Genomic DNA, 17,007 nt, shown 5'->3' on the forward strand with positions numbered 1-17,007 from the left:
AGGAGACGAACCGTGGCCGAGGTGACCCTGGGCGACTACACCGGCTACATCCTGCTCGAGATGATCAGGGCCCGGGAGATGGCCGACCACTACTCCCGGACCGTGGCCGAGCGGTATGCCGCCGACGAGGTGATGCGCCACTTCGCCGTGCCGCGCTTCAAGGTGCCGAAGATGGAGCTGACCATCCCGGTGCTCATCTCCGGGGCGAGGTTCAGCCAGGTCCTGCGCTTCGACATGTCCGCCGACGACTTCGTCGCCACCATGCAGCAGCGTGCTGCCGAGGCCCGGGAGCGGTTGGCCAGCCCGCCGCTCCCGGGCTTCCCAGGCAAGATCGGTCCGGTCATGCCGGGCCGGATCGACCTCCCGGACCTTCTGCCGTCGCGGCTCGAGCCCCACGACCGGGCCGCCACGGCCCTGGGGGACGTGCGGGCCCTCGCTCTCGAGTTCCATCGGCAGCTGCTCGCCAACCCTGACCCCATGCGGCCCGAGACCATCGTGGCCGTCATGTGGAGCCGGATCTTCTGGGCCGCAGTCGGTGCCGACGTCGGTGCCGACGAACCGGTGCCCACCATCCCCACCACGCCCCTGCCCGAGTCGGCGCTGCCGGGCGACGCCCGGCAGGAGCTCCTGGCCGAGACGAGCCAGGAGGTGCTCGAGCTGGTGCGGTCCCGTACCGTCATCGACCGGACGACGATCGACAACCTGCTCATCAACCCCGAGACCAAGGTGGTCAAGAACGGCAGCACCGACTCGAGCGTCTTCACCGTCTCGGCGGAGCTTCTCGAGGAGGCGTTCTACCTCCGCTCGGTGACCGACGAGACCGGCGCGACGTCGACGGTCGTGGAGTTCGAGTGACATGCAGCCCTTTCTTCACGACCGACTGACCACCTACGCGCAGCTTCTCGAGTCCTCGACGGCTGCCATGACGGCGTATGCCGGCAACGACCTCGGCTACGCCACGACTGTCGGCGAGCACCTCGACGCTGTGGCCAAGGCCTACGGCGCCATGGGCACCTCCGACGCGGAGAACGCCGTCAAGGCCTTGGGTGCCGAGCTCGTCGCAGCCCGTCGCGGTGTCGAGGCGGCGACCGGGGCGCGCGTGGAGACGAGGCGCCGCGAGTTCGAGCGATCAACCGCGCTCCGGGTCCTGCTCTCCGCCGCCGACCGGCTGCGAGCGGACCACGCCGCGGCCCGTTCCACGCTCGACGAGGCCAAGGAACAGCTCGGCCCCGTCATCGTCTTCGCGCTCGACCACGGCCTGATGCCGGCGGGCTTCGGGACGCCGACCCAGGACGAGCTGGAGAAGCTGTGGCGGGCGATCCTGATGCGCCCCGAGAGCCGAGGCGCCGCCCAAGTGCTCGCCATGCGGCTCTCGCAGCCCGACATCACCCTGCTGCTCGCCGAGCTGGTCGTCGCGGCCGGCGTCCGGGACTGACCGGACTCCGGCCGCGACGGTGACGCGCGGGGCTCAGGCAGCAACCGGGGCGGCAGCCCGGGCCGCACCTGCCTCGGGGACTGCCGTCGCCGTCGCGGCCTCCGCGGCGCTCGCGTCGGCGCTTGCGCGCAGGGCGGCCCGTAGTCGCCAGGCACCGTAGACGGCGGCGAGGCTGATGACGACGTGCAGGCCGAGGAAGCCGTTCGTGAGGCCCAGGCCGAGCAGGGCGCCTGCGACGAGCGGACCGACGGCCGAGAACGTCGTCTGGATGGCGGTGAACATGCCGAGGGTCGTGCCGACCAGGCCGGCGGGGGCAAGGCTCGCCGTGAGCGGGTTGAGGACGGGCGCGTACATCGTCTCGCCGACGGCGAAGATGCCGAACGTCGTGACGAAGAGCGCGGCCGCGACCTCGGGCGTCAGCTGTGCGACGGACAGGACGACCCACGACAGGGTCCAGACGCCGCCCACGACCATGAGCAGGCTCGCGGCGTTGCGCCGCGCGGTCAGGCGCACGACGACGACCTGCAGGGCGACGATGACGACACAGTTGACGGCGGCGGCCAGACCGATCGCGGACTCGTCCACGTCGAGGACGGTGAGGGCGTATGCCGGCAGGCCCGACTCGAACTGCGCGTAGAAGCCGAGTGCGAGCGCCACCGCCACGACCGCGGTCCAGCGCAGGGCGGGCACGGCGAAGATGCGGCGCAGCGCCTCGGGCGTGCTCGGTCGGGACTCGGCGTCACCGGCCGCGAGGTCGGGAGCCACCTGGGCCGGCGCCCCGATGCCGGCGACGTGGATGATCGCGGCCGACAGGGCGAAGCCGACACCTGCCGCGACGAAGGCGAACGTCATGCCGTCGGCCCGCGACAGGTCGACGAGCTGGCCGGCGACGAAGGCGCCCACGGCCATGCCGATGGCCTCGCCCGTGAACTTGTAGGCGAAGACCCTGCGTCGGTCGTCGCCGCCGGCCCACCGCAGGACGAGCACCGACGCGGCGGGCGCGGCGGCGGTCAGGCCGAAGCCGAAGACGAACATGCCGACGAGGAACGACCCGGCGGACTCCGCCCAGACCAGGCTGCCGACACCCACGGCGGCGAGCAGCTTGGCGAGAACCGCGACGGTGACCGGGTTGAAGCGGTCGCTGAGTCGTCCGGCGAACGGAGCGGCGACGAGCGCGCCGACGGAGAAGAGCGTGCTGGCCAGGGCCGCCGCGAGGGCGCCCCAGCCGCGGGTGTTCGCCGCGTACGCGTACTGGTAGGGCAGCACGGTGCCCCATCCGAGCATGCCGATGGAGGAGGCGAGGACGAGGAGCTTGGTGCGCACGGGTTTCACACCCTTTCTTTTCGGGACGTTGTGCCTGTTGAGGCGGACTGCCGGTCAACGCTGCTTCGATCTCAAATATTTCGTCTTCAAACTTCGATGTCGAAAGGTTAGCAGGTGGCCCGAGGGTGGAACAATGCCTTTCCATGGCAGCGAAGCGACGACAGACCGCCCAGCAGGAGCACGCGGCCGACGTCGCGACCTACGTCGCGGCCGGCGGCGAGGAGTCGGTCCAGCGCGTCATCACCGCCGTCTACGCCGTGACGAAGAAGCTGGACCAGTGGTACGTGCGCCAGTTCGCCGACCTCGACCTCACGCAGGGGGAGTGGTCGGTGCTCGCGGCCCTCGCCCGCGCCGGCGACACCTGCCTGACGCCGAGCCAGCTCGCCGACCTCTCCAGCGTCGCGCCCTCGTCGATGACGCACCGGCTCGACAAGATGGCCGCCCGGGGCCTGCTCCAGCGACGCCCCGACGAGTCCAACCGCACCCGCATCCTCGTCTCGCTGACCAAGGAGGGCTGGAACCTCTTCAGCGCCGCCGTCCGCGAGTCCAACGTCGTCGAGAGCGACACGCTCCGCGGCCTGTCCACCGCGGAGCGTCACGAGCTCGCGCGACTCCTCGAGATCGTCATCGAAGGCCTCGACGACATCGAGGCGTGACCGGCCGATCCCAGCCGCTCGTTAGAGTTCGCCCGTGAGCTACCGCAGGCCCGTCCCGACGATCGGCGACCCGTCGTCGGCCGCCGAGCGCGCCCAGGCGCCCGACGCGTGGGCCCTGCGCGACGACCTCGCCTCGCTCGAGCGGGTCATCGGTGCGCGCCGCGACATCCGCCGCTTCCGGCCCGACCCCGTGCCCGACGACGTGCTGACCGCCGTGCTCACCGCAGGCCACCGCGGCCCGTCGGTCGGGCACAGCCAGCCGTGGCGGTTCATCGTCGTCACGGAGGCCGCGACCCGCGACACCGCGGCCCTGATGGCCGACCGCAGCCGACTGCGTCAGGCTGCCGGCATGGGCGACGAGTCGGCCCGTGGCCTGCTCGACCTGCGGCTCGAAGGCATCCGGGAGGCTCCCGTCGGGGTCGTCGTCGCGTGCGACCGGCGCACTCCGGCTGCCGGTGTGCTCGGCCGGGCCACGTTCCCCGACGCGGACCTCTGGTCGTGTGCCGCCGCCATCGAGAACATGTGGCTGACCGCGCGTGCGCACGGCCTCGGCCTCGGCTGGGTCACCCTCTTCGAGCCGGCCGAGCTCGCCCACCTCCTCGGGCTGCCTGACGGCGTCGAGACCCTCGGCTGGCTCTGCCTCGGCTGGCCCGACGAGCGCCCGCCCGAGCCCGGCCTCGAACGAGCCGGCTGGTCGAAGCGCCTCCCGCTCGAGCAGGTCGTCATGCGCGAGCGCTGGACCGAGCGCGATGCGCCGACGTCTCACCTCCGGGCGCCTGAGCCCGCCGATGTCGTCGCCGCGCGCGACCGCTCCGACGACCTGCTCACTGTGCCCGGATCGCTCGGGATCCTCGACACCGTCCTCGACCGGATCACCGCGCTGCCCGCCGTCGAGGGCCGGGGCACCCTCGTCGTCGCGGCCGCCGACCACGCCGTCACGGCATACGGCGTCACCGCCTTCGACCCGTCGGTCACCGCCGACGTCGCCCGCGCCACCCGCGAGGGCACGTCGATGGGCGCCGTCGCAGCTCGCGCCGCGGACCTCGCGGTCGAGCTCATCGACGCCGGAATAGGCTGCAGCAGAGGTGATCTCGTCACCTCTGACGCCTTGGACGAGCCGACGTATGCCGCCCTGCTGGGTCGCGGTCGAGAGCGCGGTCGCGCGCTGGCCGGGACCGGTCCGGTCGCCCTCGGCGAGGTCGGTGTCGGCAACACGACGGTGGCCGCCGCGCTCGCGGCCGCGCTGCTCGACCTCCCTGCGGACGACGTCGTCGGACGCGGATCATCGGCCGACGCCGCGATGATCGAGCGCAAGCGCGACGTCGTGACTCGGGCCCGCGCGCGCGTCGGCCGCCTGGACGCCCACGAGGCCGTGCGCCGGCTCGGTGGTGGTGAGCTCGCCGTGCTGACGGGGGTCGTCCTGGGTGTGGCCGAGGTCGGTGGGGTCGTCGTGCTCGACGGGCTTGCGACGTCGGTGTGCGCCCTGGCCGCGGTGCGCGTGGAGCCGGCCGTCGCCGCTCACCTGGTGGCCGGGCAGCGGTCGCGTGAGAAGGCCCACGTCCTCGTGCTCCAAGAGCTCGGTCTCGAACCGTTGCTGGACCTGCGCATCCGCGCGGGTGAGGGGGTCGGCGCGGCCCTCGCGACGGGGCTCGTCAAGGACGCCCTCGTCCTCCGCAAGGCCGTCGCGCGTACCCGCCCCTGACGGCTGTCGCCATCACGTGGCGTTCGTGAGCTGGGACGTGTCGCGGGGGGATGTCCGGAGTACGCCGGCGGCGAGGTCTCTCGCGAGGCGCACGGCGTCGGGCCGTGCGTCGAGCTGGGCGCTGGCCACCGCTCCGTCGTAGAGCAGCTGGACACGCTTCGCCACGTCGTGCGGATCGGTGAACCCGGCCTCCTGGGCGAGGGTGAGAAGCATCTGGGCCAGCCAGCCGCGGAAGGTGCGCAGGGCCTGGTGCTCCACGCTGCCCGGTGCCGCCTCGGCGTTGGCGTTCGCGAAGGGGCACCCGTTGTAGGTGGGTGAGGTGACGGCTTCCTCGAGCGAGTCGAAGACCGCGAGCAGTCGCTCCACGGGATCGTCGAGTCCCTCCTGGTGGCGCGCGATCCGTTGCCGTCGCTGCTCGTCGCGCCCGGCCAGGTAGGCGGCGATCAGCTCCTCCTTGCCGGAGAAGTTGTAGAAGAGCGAGCCCTTGGCCACCCCCGCCTCGTCGATGAGCCGGTCGATTCCCACGGTGTGCACGCCTTCGGCGTAGAAGAGCCGGTCAGCGGCCTCGAGCAGCCGCTGACGGGCGCTGGGACGCTTCGCAGCCATGTCCTCAGGCTATCAGACAGGTTTGTCTAAATGGCGCTTGACAGGACTGTACCGACCTGTCTAAATAGAGCGCAGTTAGACCACCCTGTCCAAGGAGCCACCGTGTCCCGCACCATGCCACCCTCGACGGCGTTCGCCGGGGTCGCCGTCGTCTTCGCGGCGTTCTTCTTCGCGGCTGGCGCGCCCACACCGCTGCTGTCACTGCGTCAGCAGGAGTGGGGCTTCTCGGCGGGCGTCCTCACCCTCGCCTTCTCGGCCTACGCCCTCGGGCTGCTGGCAGCCCTCCTGGTCGGGGGATCGGTCTCCGACCACATCGGCCGACGGCCGGTCCTGCTCACTGCGCTGTATGTCGAGCTCGCGTCGATGGTCGTCTTCCTGGTGGCGCCGTCGATCACGTGGGTGGTCGTCGCCCGTACGATCCAGGGACTGGCCACCGGTCTCGGCACCAGCGCGTTCAGCGCGGCCATTGCCGAGCACGCACCCGCGCACCTCAAGCAGCTCGCAGGCGGCCTCGCGGGTGCTTCCGTGGCAGGCGGCCTCGGTCTCGGCGCCCTGCTGACGGGCGCGGCCGTGCAGTTCGCCCCTGACGCGAACGCGCTCGTCTTCGGGACCCTCACGGTCGTGATGGTCCTCGCCATCGTCCTCGTGACCTTCACGGCCGAGACGGCCGAGAGGCGCCCGGGAGCACTGCGGTCACTGAGCCCGCGCATCACCCTCCCGCCGCAGGTCCGTGGGGAGTTCCTGGCGGGCATCCCGGTCCAGGTGGCGGGCTGGATGTCCCCGGCGCTGTTCCTCGGGCTGTCGCCGGCCCTGCTCCGGCTCCACTTCGGCCTGCAAGACGGTCTCGTCGTGGGCTTCACGGCCTTCGTCGGCCCCTTCGCCGCTGCCGTCTCGGGCTTCGCGTTCGCTCGGCAGGCCGCCCGCCGCAGCACGCTCGTCGGCCTCGGCCTGCTCCTGCTCGGGATGGTCGTCGTCCTCGCCGGGGTGACGGCGACGTGGCTCCCCCTCGTCTGGCTCGGCGCCCTGCTCGGTGGCGCGGGCTTCGGCGGGACGTTCGGTGGTCAGCTTCGTCTCATCGCACCGCAGGTCCAGCCGCACGAGCGTGCCGGCGTCTTCTCCGGTATCTACACCGTCGCCTACCTCTCGTTCGGCGTGCCGGTCATCATCGCCGGGCAGCTCGCGCCCCGATGGGGTCTCATCCCCACCGTCGAGTCGTACGTGGCTGCGGTCATCGTCCTGGCCGCCGTCGGGATCGGGGTCCAGGCGCTGCTCGCGCGGCGAGAGGCCTTTCCGCAGGTGGCGACTGCCTGACCCGCGTCGGCGTCGGCGTCCCCGCCTCCCGGCATACGGCCTCGGGTCAGCGCAGCAGCAGGACCGCGGCGACGACGCCGGCGATGACGACGAGCACGCGGAAGAGCGTCGGCGGCAGCCGGCGTCCGAGGCGCGCCCCGACGTAGCCGCCGACCACCGAACCCGACGCGAGGAGCGCGATGGCGCGCCAGTCGAGGTCGGCGACGACGACGAAGATGCGGCCCGCGACGACGTTGCCGGCGAAGATCGCGAGCGTCTTGAGGGCATTGACGACCCGCAGGTCGATGTCGAGGCCGAGCCCGAGGACGGCGACCATCATGACGCCGGAGCCGGCCCCGAAGTAGCCGCCGTAGACGCCGGTCAGCAGCGCGAAGAACGTCGTGACCGGGCCCATCCGGGTGCGGGGGCCGAGGTCCTGGCCGCCGCGCGACCGGAGCCAGCGGGCGATCCACGGCTGTACGCCGACGAGCAGGCAGGTGAAGAGGATGAGCCAGGGCACGACGGCCTCGAAGACCTCGGACGGTAGGGCGAGCAGCAGTGCCGCTCCACCGATGGCGCCGACCGCGCACGTGATGACGACGGTCCACGTGATGCGGGGATGCTCGCGCAGCTCCCGGCGGTAGCCGAACGACCCGCTGACGCCGGCGGCCACGAGGCCGACGGTGTTGGAGGCGTTGGCCACGACCGGCGGCAGGCCGACGGCGAGCAGCACCGGGAAGCTGATGAGGGAGGCGACCCCGACCGTCGCGGTGAGGATGCCGGCGGCGAGACCTGCGCCGAGCACGGCGAGCATCTCGAGGGTGGTCACGACCCGTCTCGCAGCACGGCGACGTCGCTCACCATGACGACGTGGTCGTGCATCGCGGCTGCCGCGGCCTCGGGGTCACCGCTGCGGATCGCGTCCGCGATGGCGCGGTGGTGGACGAGGGAGTCCGCGGGACGGCCGGGCTGTGAGAGCGACTCGATGCGCGTCTCGCGGATGAGGTCGCGGATCTCGTCCATGAGGCGGGCGAGGAGCAGGGAGTGGGCGGCCGCGGTGACGGCGCCGTGGAAGCGCTCGTCGCCCTCGACACCACGCCCGCCGGCCTCGACGTCGCGCTGCATCTCGTCGAGCGCCTCGTCGATGCGGGCGAGGTCGTCGGCCGTGTGCCGGGCCGCGGCGAGTGCGGCGATCTTCGTCTCGAGCGCGTCTCGGGTCTCGATGATCTCGGGCAGCCGGTGGGCGTGCGCGCGGATCGCCTCGACGATGCGGCGGGGCCCGGGGTCGTCGGCCAGGACGGTCCCGTCTCCGTGGCGGACCGTGACGACGCCGATGACCTCGAGCGCGACGAGGGCCTGGCTCAGCGTCGCGCGGCTCACCCCGAGACGCTGCGCGAGCTCCCGCTCGGGAGGCAGCCGGTCGCCGGCCGAGAGACCGTTCTGGTCGATCCACGACGTGATCTGCTCGGCGACCTGCTCGTAGAGGCGGGTCCGCGTGAGGCGTGGCAACCCCGATGTCGACATGGGATCACTCTATTGACAACCGGCTCATTGACCTATTGGCTAGGCCACTGAGCCAGCCATGAGCCTCGTCACAAGGGCGTGGAACCAGGCGTGCTGGCCGGGATCGACGGAGGAAGCCAATGGGACCGGAATGGGTCTCCATCATCGCGCTCGTCGCACTCTTCGTGATCGGCACGCTGCTGCCGATCAACATGGGAGCCCTCGCCTACGTGGCGGCCTGGCTCGTGGGCGTCTACGCGCTCGACCTCAGCGAGAAGGAGGTCCTCGCGGGAGTCAGCGGCGACCTCGTCCTCACGCTCATCGGCGTGACCTACCTCTTCGCCATCGCGAAGAACAACGGCACCGTCGACCTCATCGTCAGATCCGCCGTCCGCGCGGTCGGCGGACGGGTCGCTCTCATCCCGTGGGTCATGTTCTTCGTGACCGCGCTGCTCACCGCCATCGGTGCGGCGAGCCCCGCGGCCTGCGCCATCATCGGCCCGATCGCGCTCGGCTTCGCCGGCCGCTACAAGATCAACCCGCTCCTCATGGGCATGTTCGTCGTGCACGGGGCGCAGGGTGGCGGCTTCTCGCCGATCAGCATCTACGGCACCATCACGAACTCCGTCATGGAGGAGAACAACCTCCCGTCGAGCGAGATGACGGTCTTCCTCGCGAGCCTCGGGGTCAACCTCCTCATGGCCGTCGTCCTCTTCCTCGTCCTCGGCGGCCGGCGCCTCATGCACATGCGGGCCGACGACCTCGACGACGAGATGACCGACGACCTGGGTGACGGCGGCGGTTCCGGTTCCGGTGGTGGCACGGGCGCCGGCGCCGGCACTGCCACGATGACCGCGACGCGCACCGCCCAGGCCCTCGGCGTCAGGCGCGACCAGGTGCTGACGCTCGTGGCTTTCGCGCTCGTCGCCGTCATCGCCCTCGCCTTCGACAAGAACATCGGCTTCGTCGCCATCACCGCCGCCGTGGTCCTCGCGATGCTCTCGCCCAACGAGCACAAGGACGCGGTCAAGCAGGTCGCGTGGCCGACCGTCCTGCTCGTCGCCGGCGTGAGCACGTATGCCGCCGTGCTGACCGAGGCGAAGGCGCCTGAGTTCGTGGGCAACTGGGCCGCGGCGCTCGGTGCCGCGGTCATCGGCGCCCTCGTACTCTGCTATGTCGGAGGCGTCGTCTCGGCGTTCGCGTCATCGACCGCCCTGCTGCCCGTCATCATCCCGATCGCGGTGCCGCTCATCGCCAACGGCGGCATCGGAGCGGCGACCTTCGTCGCGGCACTCGCCATCAGCTCGACCATCGTCGACGTCAGCCCGTTCTCGACGAACGGCGCACTCATGCTGGCCAACCGGCCGGACACGATCAGCGAGCCGCGGTACTACAAGCAGATCCTCACCTACAGCGTCATCGTGGTCGTCGTCGGGCCCTTGCTCGTGTGGGCCGCCCTGATCCTTCCCGGATGGTGACGCCATGACCTCTGACGGACCCCTCTCCGACGTGCTCGTCGTCGACCTCTCGCGAGCGCTGGCCGGACCGCACGCGACGATGATGCTCGCCGACCTCGGCGCGCGGGTCATCAAGGTGGAGGCACCCGGCCGCGGTGACGACACGCGGGGCTGGGGCCCGCCGTTCGTCGGCGAGGACGGTCGTCGCGAGTCGACGTACTTCCTCTCCGCCAACCGCAACAAGGAGTCGATCACCCTCGACCTCAAGGACGCCGACGACAAGGGGGTGCTGCTCGCCCTCGTCGAGCGAGCCGACGTGCTCGTCGAGAACTTCCGCACCGGGGTGCTCGAGCGGCTCGGGCTCGGCATCGACGAGCTGACCCGCCGCAACCCGCGTCTCGTCGTCCTGTCGATCACCGGTTTCGGCCACGACGGTCCCGAGGGAGGCCGCGCCGGCTACGACCAGATCGCCCAGGGCGAGGCCGGGCTCATGTCGCTCACCGGCTCGGGGCCCGACGACCCGCAGCGCGTCGGCGTCCCCATCGCGGACCTGCTCTCCGGGATGTACGGCGCGTACGGCGTCGTCGCCGCGCTCAACGAGCGCCACCGCACCGGGAAGGGCACCGTCGTGCGCACGTCGCTGCTCGCGTCCGTCGTCGGCGTGCACGCCTTCCAGGGCACCCGGTGGACGGTGGCCGGCGAGGTGGGGCGGTCGGCGGGAAACCACCACCCGTCGATCGCGCCGTACGGCCTCTTCCACTGTCGCGACGGGTCAGTGCAGATCGCCGTCGGCAGCGAGGGGCTGTGGCAGCGGCTGTGCACCGCGTTCGGCCTCGACGCGTCCGCCGAGGGGCTCGCCACCAACCACGAGCGCGTCACCCACCGAGACCGCGTCATCGAGGTGCTCGAGGCGGCGTTCGCCGAGTGGGACGCCGAGCCGCTGCTCGCCCGCCTGGCCGAGGCCGGCGTGCCCGCCGGCAAGGTGCGCACCCTCGACGAGGTGTACTCGTGGGACCAAACCGTGAGCCAGGGGCTCCTCGTCGAGGTCGAGCACCCGACCCTCGGTCCGCTCACCCTGCCGGGGCCGCCACTGCGCTTCTTCGACGGCGCAGGAGCTGAGGTGACGCGCCGTGAGCACGCCGCTCCGCCCACCCTCGACGAGGACGGCGCGGCGATCCGTGCCTGGTTGAAGGAGGACCGATGAGACGCCGCCCCTGGACCGCGCACGAGCTGCTCGACCTCGTGCTCGACTCGGGCTCCTTCGAGTCGTGGGACGAGCCGATCGACATCAGCGCGCAGCCCGAGGACTACCGCCGCCAGCTCGAGGCCGCTGCCGAGAAGGCAGGCACCGACGAGTCGGTGCTGACGGGACGCGGGCTGGTGCGCGGGCGGCCGGTCGCCGTCGTCGTCAACGAGTTCCGCTTCCTCGCCGGGTCGATCGGCCGCGCAGCGGCGGGTCGGATCACGGCCGCTGTACGCCGCGCCACCGCCGAGGGCCTGCCCGTCCTGGCGTCCACGGCATCCGGCGGCACGCGCATGCAGGAGGGGACGCCGGCGTTCGTCGAGATGGTGGAGATCTCACGAGCGCTCATGGCGCACAGGGCCGCCCGGCTGCCGTACCTCGTCCACCTGCGCCACCCGACGACCGGCGGCGTCTTCGCGTCGTGGGGCTCGCTGGGGCACGTCACCGTGGCCGAGCCCGGCGCGCTCGTCGGGTTCCTCGGGCCGAAGGTCTACGAGGCGCTCAACGGTGTGCCCTTCCCGGCAGACGTGCAGACCGCCGAGAACCTCACGGCCAAAGGCGTGCTCGACGCCGTCGTCGCGGTCGAGGACCTGCCCATGCTCGTCGACCGGGCGCTCGGCGTCCTCGTCGACGGGCCGACGTTGCCGCGCCTCGAGCGGCGTCTCCGCGAGCCCAGCCGCCACCTCACGGCGTGGGAGTCGATCGAGGTCACGCGCCGGCCCGACCGCGCCGGTGTGCGTGAGCTGCTCCGACACGGAGGGAGCAGCACGCTGCGGCTCAACGGGACCGACGAGGGTGAGCGCGACGCGACGATGCTCGTCGCACTAACCCGCCTGGACGGGCAGCCGTGCGTGCTCGTCGGTCAGGACCGCGCGCGGCAGTCCGCGGTGACGCCGATGGGCCCAGGCGCGCTGCGCGAGGCCCGCCGCGCCATGCGGCTTGCCGAAGAGCTGGGTCTGCCGCTCGTCACCGTCATCGACACCCCCGGAGCCGAGCTCTCGCCGCACGCCGAGGAGGGCGCGATCGCCGGTGAGATCGCCCGGTGCATCGCGACGCTGACGACGATGACGGTGCCGACGGTCTCGATCGTGCTCGGGCAGGGTTGCGGCGGAGGGGCGCTCGCCCTCCTGCCGGCGCGCGAGGTCATCGCGGCCGAGAACGCGTGGCTGTCACCACTGCCCCCCGAAGGCGCCAGCGCGATCGTCCATGGCGACGTCTCCCACGCGGCCGAGATGGCCGAGCTCCAGCAGGTCGGCGTGCTCGACCTCGCCGCCCGGGGCATCGTCAGCCGGGTCGTGCCCGAGCCGGCCGACGACGACGCGGCGGCCTTCGCGCTCGCGGTCGTTGCCGAATGCGCGGCCGCGCTCCGTCGCCAGACCCTTGGGAAGGCGCACGTCCTCGCGAGCTAGGACTGAACCCGGTCCTCAGTGGTCGTGGATCCCGAGGCCGGGCATGGCCGGACGGAATGTCCTCGCACGCGGCACGTTCCTGCTTCGACGCTCAGCTACCGTGGGGGAGTGTCTCTGCCGGCGGGCGATCTGGTTGGTACGTACCTGCGCGCCCTCACCACCGCAGACGCAGAACTGGTAGCCAGCCTCTTCGCTGACGACGGCGTCGTCCACTCGCCCCTATACGGACCCCGACCGGCTCGTGAGTTCTACACGGAGTTGTTCGCCGACACGAGTCAGGCGAACCTGACCTTGAAGTCGGTGATGAGCGGCGAAGACCAGGCCGGCCAGACGACGGTGAGCTTCTGGTTCCACTTCGACTGGCGCCTGTCCTCCGGTGCCGCGGCGCCGTTCGATGTCGTGGATGTGGCCACGCTCGGCTCGGACGGGAAGATCAGGGAGCTGCACATCATCTACGACACCGTCGACGTCCGGCCTGCGTTCGAGGCTGAGGTCGGGCACGCCTCCTGGCGCCGGCCACGCTCGTAGAGCCGGAGCTGCGGGCCGCGCGCACGCCGCTTCGGCACGACGGGCGCACAGCGGCGTGACCTGGGTTGTCGTGCAAGCAGATCTTGGGGAAAGCGTGGATCATGACTGGCATGACCGACGTTGTGCTCCAAGGGGGATGCTTGTCCGTCGCGCAGAGCCCGCGCCCTGAGAGTGCTGACTTCTGCTGATGGCTACCGCCTCGCTGATAGTTCAGGCCATCCGGCACTTCCTGACGCTCAGCGACCGTTCCTTGACCCAACCCCAAGGCATCTTTCCGGCGGTGCAGTCGACCGCCGCTGCCGGGCCTGACCAGATTGTGCTCTACTGCGCCGCGGACCTGGTGCTGACCACGGTGCACGTCCGCACAGGCGCAGACGTCTCGGCCGACCGCTCACAACTCTCCCCGCCGGGTCACAGCGCCGAATGGACCGTGGTGTTCGACGACGTCGTCACCTTCACGACCGGACAGCTCGCTCTCATTCCCATCGAAATGGACGGGCCCCCGGTCCCTGACATGTCGCTGGCGCCTGGAGCGCACCGGGTGGTCATCGCCACGCGGGGCGGTCGGGAGGCGGCCCAGATGGAGGAGGACCGGATCGACAGGATCAACGATGGCCGATCCGACGAAGGCCTAGCCCTCGGCCCCGAAGAGTGGCTCGTCGACATCCACGCGTGACTGCCGCAGCCGCCGGCGGATACCGAAGATCGGTGCTTCCGCTCCGCTCCTCCTGCGGCTACTGCCCACAGGATCTTGTCCGGGCTGGACCCTTCGGCGGCACGGCCGGTCGTGTCGCCCTCCGGGCGGCAGGGGACCGCCTTCGCATGGCCTGCACAGCGGATCGGACGCCACCACGGCATTCTGGACGTGGTGAGCCTCCGCATGCTCACATGAGCAGATGCGATTCGACCTGGAGACGCAGGCTTCGCCTGATCAAGTGCGTCGCGCTCTGACGGACTTCACCGACCGTCGGCTTCATACCTGGCACCGCAGCTTGGACCCCAAGACATACGAACTGTGCGGTCAGGGAGAACACTGGGCGGTCGCGCGGGAAAGCAGTCCCGGGTCGCCGTTCTGGGTTGTCGTCCGGTACGACTGGTCCGATCCCGACGTGGTCCGCTGGAGGGTGACGGAGAGCAGTTACGGCGGCGGTGGCGACGGCTTCGTGCGAGTCACCCCTCGTGAGGGCGGCGGTAGCAGCGTGCATGCCGAGTGGAGCGCCGTAAACGCCCGCAGGCAGAAGACGCTGCTGTTCTTGATCCATCACGGCCCCATGAGAATGCTGATCTCGCGAATGTGGGCCTCTGCGCTCGACAGCTACGCGAGGGAAGACACAGACTGACGCCTCGTCGCGACAGTTGCGGGTCTCAGGTCTGTCGCGTGACAGTGACCGCGGCGACCCAGACGGTCGGCTCGCAGTGGGGGCCGTTCGGTTGGAACTCCTTCGGGCGCACCGTGGAGTGCGTGGGCGGGGCCAGGCTGGTGCCGTTTGGCGCGTGGACCGTGATCACGATGTCCGTGGGGTGTACCGAGGTGAGGCCGGTATTTCGGATGAAGACCGGTGCCGTCGTGCTGGTGACAGCAGGGCTGGACGAACAGTTCTCGGCGACGCAGACCTCAACGACGAGTGGAACCGTCCAGCCGTTGCCTCCGAGGCTGACCGTGACGCCTGGGTCTGCGCCAATGGCCGTACAGCCTTGGGGCGTCAAGGCACTGCACCCGGCCAGCGCAGCGACGAGAGCCAGAGCACTGGCGCACGTAGCCTCCGAAGAACTCGACAGCCTCATACCGGGACGGTAGCCCGAGACCGTTTCCCCGGTCGGCCGCCTCGGCCGTCACGATCACGTCTCGGCAATTGCGGGGGCCCACTCTGGCAGCGAAGTCGCGCGGATCGCGGCTACTTTCGGACGCTCGCCGCCGGTGTCAGACGCGCACGAGGCGAAGCGAGTCGAGGGTGCGCTGCTGATCCGCCAGGACACGAGGGCTGGTGTCCGAGAACCATGACCGCTCGATGATGACGCGCTCACCATGGACGACGACGATCCACAGCTCGACGAGCTGGTGCTGGGCCGCCATCGGCCGGTAGGTCATCACCCCGCCGTTGTCGCACAGGCTCGCGTTCGGGTCATCGAGCCGCGCCGTCAGGTGAACGCCGGACCCACCGAACCGCGCGACCGGGGCAACAGGTTCGATCACGGTGAACGGGTACCTCGACAGAATGGCGCGGCCGAGGTCGGCCGGAGTCGGCCCGGGATCTACCGGCGGGCGTGCCTGGGACTGGCACGGTCCGTACGCGATCGCGTCCAGCTCCATGACGCGGATGCCGGCGTCCTCCCGCACATAGGACGGCCCCTGCGTGACCACTCCCTGCTCGAAGAGCCACCACGTGTCGCCGGAGAGGGTGAGCTCCACCGCCAGGTGGGAGCCTGGCGCTACCGGATAGAGGTTGCCGGGCATGCGCACGCGGTACGTCGCTCCGGGCCGCAGTGCGTTCAGGGTCCGGAAGGCGTACGCATCCCGCTCGACGACATGCGGCGCCTCAGTCATCCGATAGCTGCGGGGAACGGCTCGCGGCCCTGGCGTCACCTCGACCCTGGTGGCTGCCGTCGCAGCCGCGCCGGACCCTGGTGTGGACGCGGCCGGTCCTCCGCCCGGCGGCCCAGTGCAGGCAGCGAGCCCCCCGATGAGCGCCGCAGCGACGAGCATCTTGCTGACGCGACGCCTCGTGGGATCCGACTGCTGCGACGCCTGGCACCCACCGTGTTGGCGACTCGCCCTGCCGGCCACGTCGCCTCCTGCTCAGCCGTTCGGACCGACGAACGTAGGGTCCGCTTCCACCCCAGTGTCCTACCGGAGCGTGCGCCGGGCACAGGCGTGCGCCCGGCCGGCACAGGACCGGGCTTGGCATGGCTACGTCTCCCGCGGTTCCAGGACGCGTCGACACGGGCCCGGCCTGGGTCTCCTCCAGGGTGCAGCGCATGCCCGGGAGTGTGCGGCCGGCTGCGCGTCAGCGGCGGAGGGGTGTGGTGCGGGGTGGGGTGAAGTCGACGAGCCGCAGGTGCAGGGGTGCGCCGGTGGGGGCGGGGTAGTGGCGGCCGAGTCGGGGTGCGGGTCTGCGCCTGGTGGGTGGGTGCGGGTCGGGCGCGTCGGGCGGTGGTTGGGGTGGGCCGATGAGCAGGCCGTGTCGTGTGTGGAAGGGCAGGCCGTCGGGGTGGGTGGGGTCGCCGGTGATGGTGAAGTCGCCGCGGTGGTGGCCGTCGTGGTGGAAGGGGCACAGGCCGAGCAGGTTGGTCAGGTCGGTGGGGCCGCCGTCGCGCCAGTGGGTCAGGTGGTGGATCTCGAGGTGGGCTCTGGGGCCGGTGCGGCAGCCGGGGTAGCGGCAGCCGCGGTCGCGGTCCAGCACGAGGATGCGGGTGCGGTGCGGGACCACCCTTTGGGTGCGTCCGACGTTGACGGGGTGGCCGTCGGTCTCCCAGACGGGTGTGAGCTGGCCGTCGCAGGTGAGGCCGTCGACGATGTGCTGGGGTAGGCGGGGTCGGCCGGTGAGCCAGCCGCCGTCGGTGTCGAGGTGGACCTGGACCCGGTAGCGGGACCGGCGGGCGGGGGTGTCGGTGGCGGCGGTGTCGAGGGATCGGGTCGCGAGCAGGGTGAGGGCGTCGGCCCAGGTGATGCGGGGTGGGCCGCCGTCGGTGACGCAGCGTCGCGGGTCCAGGACGTCACCGTCGAGCGCCCGCCGGTCCAGCTCGTCCATACCGTTCGTGCTGTCGGCGTCGGTGCTGCTGTTGTGGCTGATGGTGTGGAAGAGGTGGTCCTTGGCCTCGGCGAGGGCGGCTTCGATGAGGGCGCCGGCCTGCGCG

Annotated in this window: 17 protein-coding genes; 11 read left to right on the forward strand and 6 right to left on the reverse strand. The window is 71.2% G+C overall.

Going from position 1 to position 17,007, the window contains the following annotated elements:
* The first annotated feature begins 12 nt into the window (after positions 1–12).
* Both ACFQU3_RS17625 and ACFQU3_RS17630 read left to right on the forward strand, forming a co-directional pair.
* Positions 13–855, forward strand: a complete 843-nt coding sequence (locus tag ACFQU3_RS17625; RefSeq protein ID WP_385912116.1) for a hypothetical protein — start codon at positions 13–15, stop codon at positions 853–855.
* 1 nt (position 856) lies between these two features.
* The gene (locus ACFQU3_RS17630; protein WP_385912118.1) at positions 857–1,435 is read left to right on the forward strand and encodes a hypothetical protein; all 579 of its coding nucleotides are present in this window, start codon (positions 857–859) and stop codon (positions 1,433–1,435) included.
* A 33-nt stretch (positions 1,436–1,468) separates the two neighbouring features.
* On the opposite strand, the gene ACFQU3_RS17635 is transcribed toward ACFQU3_RS17630, so the two are convergent.
* Entirely contained in the window at positions 1,469–2,758 is a 1,290-nt protein-coding gene (locus ACFQU3_RS17635) for an MFS transporter (protein ID WP_385912120.1), read from the reverse strand.
* Between the two features lie 143 nt (positions 2,759–2,901).
* Between ACFQU3_RS17635 and ACFQU3_RS17640 the strand changes: the two genes are divergently transcribed.
* Positions 2,902–3,414: a MarR family winged helix-turn-helix transcriptional regulator gene (locus ACFQU3_RS17640; protein WP_385912122.1), complete on the forward strand. Its 513-nt coding sequence runs from the start codon at positions 2,902–2,904 to the stop codon at positions 3,412–3,414.
* 34 nt (positions 3,415–3,448) lie between these two features.
* Positions 3,449–5,116: a 5,6-dimethylbenzimidazole synthase gene (gene bluB, locus ACFQU3_RS17645; RefSeq protein ID WP_385912124.1), complete on the forward strand. Its 1,668-nt coding sequence runs from the start codon at positions 3,449–3,451 to the stop codon at positions 5,114–5,116.
* A gap of 12 nt (positions 5,117–5,128) precedes the next feature.
* Here the strand turns inward: bluB and ACFQU3_RS17650 are convergent, their stop codons facing one another.
* Positions 5,129–5,722 carry a TetR/AcrR family transcriptional regulator gene (locus tag ACFQU3_RS17650; RefSeq protein ID WP_385912126.1) on the reverse strand — a complete coding sequence of 198 codons (594 nt, stop codon included), beginning with the start codon at positions 5,720–5,722 and terminating at the stop codon, positions 5,129–5,131.
* Positions 5,723–5,824: 102 nt separating this feature from the next.
* Here ACFQU3_RS17650 and ACFQU3_RS17655 point away from each other — a divergent pair, with 102 nt between their 5' ends.
* The gene (locus ACFQU3_RS17655; RefSeq protein WP_385912128.1) at positions 5,825–7,033 is read left to right on the forward strand and encodes an MFS transporter; all 1,209 of its coding nucleotides are present in this window, start codon (positions 5,825–5,827) and stop codon (positions 7,031–7,033) included.
* A 46-nt stretch (positions 7,034–7,079) separates the two neighbouring features.
* On the opposite strand, the gene ACFQU3_RS17660 is transcribed toward ACFQU3_RS17655, so the two are convergent.
* Both ACFQU3_RS17660 and ACFQU3_RS17665 read right to left on the reverse strand, forming a co-directional pair.
* Positions 7,080–7,841, reverse strand: coding sequence for a sulfite exporter TauE/SafE family protein (locus ACFQU3_RS17660; protein WP_385912130.1), 762 nt, complete (start codon positions 7,839–7,841; stop codon positions 7,080–7,082).
* A complete protein-coding gene (locus ACFQU3_RS17665) occupies positions 7,838–8,536 on the reverse strand; it encodes a FadR/GntR family transcriptional regulator (protein ID WP_385912132.1) in 699 nt (232 codons plus the stop codon). The genes ACFQU3_RS17660 and ACFQU3_RS17665 overlap by 4 nt, the downstream gene beginning before the upstream one ends.
* 119 nt (positions 8,537–8,655) lie before the next feature.
* Between ACFQU3_RS17665 and ACFQU3_RS17670 the strand changes: the two genes are divergently transcribed.
* From ACFQU3_RS17670 to ACFQU3_RS17695, 6 genes are all read left to right on the forward strand, one after another.
* Complete coding sequence (locus ACFQU3_RS17670; RefSeq protein WP_385912134.1) at positions 8,656–9,993, forward strand: SLC13 family permease; 1,338 nt, start codon at positions 8,656–8,658, stop codon at positions 9,991–9,993.
* A 4-nt stretch (positions 9,994–9,997) separates the two neighbouring features.
* Positions 9,998–11,176 (forward strand): CaiB/BaiF CoA transferase family protein, encoded by a 1,179-nt coding sequence (locus ACFQU3_RS17675; RefSeq protein ID WP_385912136.1) that lies wholly within the window; start codon positions 9,998–10,000, stop codon positions 11,174–11,176.
* Positions 11,173–12,624: a carboxyl transferase domain-containing protein gene (locus tag ACFQU3_RS17680; RefSeq protein ID WP_385912138.1), complete on the forward strand. Its 1,452-nt coding sequence runs from the start codon at positions 11,173–11,175 to the stop codon at positions 12,622–12,624. The genes ACFQU3_RS17675 and ACFQU3_RS17680 overlap by 4 nt, the downstream gene beginning before the upstream one ends.
* 24 nt (positions 12,625–12,648) lie before the next feature.
* Positions 12,649–13,152 (forward strand): nuclear transport factor 2 family protein, encoded by a 504-nt coding sequence (locus ACFQU3_RS17685; RefSeq protein ID WP_385912140.1) that lies wholly within the window; start codon positions 12,649–12,651, stop codon positions 13,150–13,152.
* A gap of 187 nt (positions 13,153–13,339) precedes the next feature.
* Positions 13,340–13,828, forward strand: coding sequence for a hypothetical protein (locus ACFQU3_RS17690; RefSeq protein ID WP_385912142.1), 489 nt, complete (start codon positions 13,340–13,342; stop codon positions 13,826–13,828).
* Between the two features lie 220 nt (positions 13,829–14,048).
* Positions 14,049–14,492, forward strand: a complete 444-nt coding sequence (locus tag ACFQU3_RS17695) for an SRPBCC family protein (protein ID WP_385912144.1) — start codon at positions 14,049–14,051, stop codon at positions 14,490–14,492.
* 581 nt (positions 14,493–15,073) lie between these two features.
* On the opposite strand, the gene ACFQU3_RS17700 is transcribed toward ACFQU3_RS17695, so the two are convergent.
* Both ACFQU3_RS17700 and ACFQU3_RS17705 read right to left on the reverse strand, forming a co-directional pair.
* A complete protein-coding gene (locus tag ACFQU3_RS17700) occupies positions 15,074–15,697 on the reverse strand; it encodes a hypothetical protein (protein ID WP_385912146.1) in 624 nt (207 codons plus the stop codon).
* Between the two features lie 460 nt (positions 15,698–16,157).
* A partial coding sequence (locus ACFQU3_RS17705) for an HNH endonuclease (protein ID WP_385912148.1) occupies positions 16,158–17,007 on the reverse strand: 850 nt, incomplete at its 5' end.

Origin of the sequence: Terrabacter sp. GCM10028922 (assembly GCF_042666095.1) — a bacterium.
GTDB lineage: Bacteria > Actinomycetota > Actinomycetes > Actinomycetales > Dermatophilaceae > Terrabacter.